This window comes from Paracoccus salipaludis, assembly GCF_002287065.1.
GTDB lineage: Bacteria > Pseudomonadota > Alphaproteobacteria > Rhodobacterales > Rhodobacteraceae > Paracoccus > Paracoccus salipaludis.
Window position 1 is genome coordinate 1 of sequence record NZ_NSJZ01000068.1, and the last position, 1,446, is coordinate 1,446.

The following is a 1,446-nucleotide window of genomic DNA, read 5'->3' on the forward strand; positions in this document are numbered from 1 at the left end:
TTGGCTGGTTGCGGATCGGGGCTATGATGCAGACTGGCTCCGAGAGGCTATTGAGGATAAAGGAATAAAGGTCTGCATCCCAGGCAGGTCGTCCCGCAAGAAGACTGTGAAATACGACAAGCGGCGTTACAAGCGGCGCAACCGCATTGAGATCATGTTCGGTCGGCTGAAGGATCGGAGACGCGTCGCCACTCGATACGACCGATGCCCAGAAACCTTCTTCTCCGCAATCGCCCTCGCAGCCACCGTTCTGTTTTGGCTCTGAAGATCAATAGGTCTGGAGCCTAGGCTATGCGGATACCACGTGCACTAACGTTCGTATTTTAGACATCTCGGCCGGTACTAAAATAGACCACTGTAGATTAGTGCGTTATTTGGTAGGGTTCTGATGGCGCTATTTGTCCGCTTCATGGATGTTGGCATTAGCCTTGAACGCGGCGTAAAGAGCGGACTTGCCGATTTTCACGCGTGCGGCCGCTTCGCGCACTGTGAGGCCGGACGCAATGAGCTGCTGGGCACGTGCAACCCTTTCAGGCGTGGCGGCGGCAGGCCTGCCGCCCTTTCGGCCTCGGGCCGCGGCCGCTGTGAGTCCCGCGTTCGTCCGTTCGCGGATCAGATCCCGCTCGAACTGGCCGAGAGCACCGAAGATGTGGAACACGAGCCGTCCAGTCGAGGTGGTCGTGTCGATGTACTCGGTGAGCGACCGGAAGCCCACGCCGCGGCTCTCCAGGTCGGAAACGGTCTGCAGCAGATGCGTCATCGACCGCCCGAGACGGTCGAGCTTCCAAACTACGAGGGTGTCGCCGTCCCGGAGGAACGAGAGCGCTGCGTTCAGCCCAAGCCGCTCGGTTTTGGCACCGGACACACCGCGATCCTCGAAGATGCGGGTTGTGCCGGCAGCATGGAGGGCATCGAGCTGAAGGGCGAGATCCTGCTCGATGGTCGAAACACGGGCATATCCTATAAGGGTCATGGATCCTCCATTCGGGAAAGGACGCTGCCAAGGCACCTTGCAAGGTCCATGTGTCCGCAAACTCATCCATAAATCAACTCGTCCGATTACCTGTCCCGGAGATATTTTTGGACAAGTACAAGGATTTTCCATCAAACGCACGTTTTTCGGAACAGGTTTTTGAGTGACCGCCCAAACGGGCGGATTGTTTTGACTGTCCCTTGTCATGAGATCCGGTCATGATAGGGAGTGTCGGGTTTCCATGGTCTGGCGTTTCTGCGGGGCAGTATGACTGCGGCAGCACCTCGGGCGGCGATGGCATCGTGGCACTTGCGGGTGTCAAAGGCGCCATCAGCGGTGGCGCTGGCGATCTCCTGATCCGGTGGGATTTGGTCGAGCAGATCGGGCAGCATGGGCGCATCGCCCACGTTGCTGGTGGTGAACTCGGCTGCGCGTATTTCCAGCGTCTGCTCGTCAATTCCGATGTGGATCTT

The 1,446-nt window shown here is 58.3% G+C and carries 2 protein-coding genes and 1 pseudogene; 1 reads left to right on the plus strand and 2 read right to left on the minus strand.

Annotated features, from left to right (window positions below):
- Window positions 1-265 (plus strand): transposase (locus tag CK240_RS17515; RefSeq protein WP_167650107.1); only part of this gene is annotated, 265 nt, incomplete at its 5' end.
- A gap of 129 nt (window positions 266-394) precedes the next feature.
- Here CK240_RS17515 and CK240_RS17520 read toward each other — a convergent pair.
- Window positions 395-973, minus strand: coding sequence for a recombinase family protein (locus tag CK240_RS17520; protein ID WP_095641536.1), 579 nt, complete (start codon window positions 971-973; stop codon window positions 395-397).
- Between the two features lie 227 nt (window positions 974-1,200).
- Window positions 1,201-1,446, minus strand: a pseudogene (locus CK240_RS17525) (transposase); the annotation flags it as partial.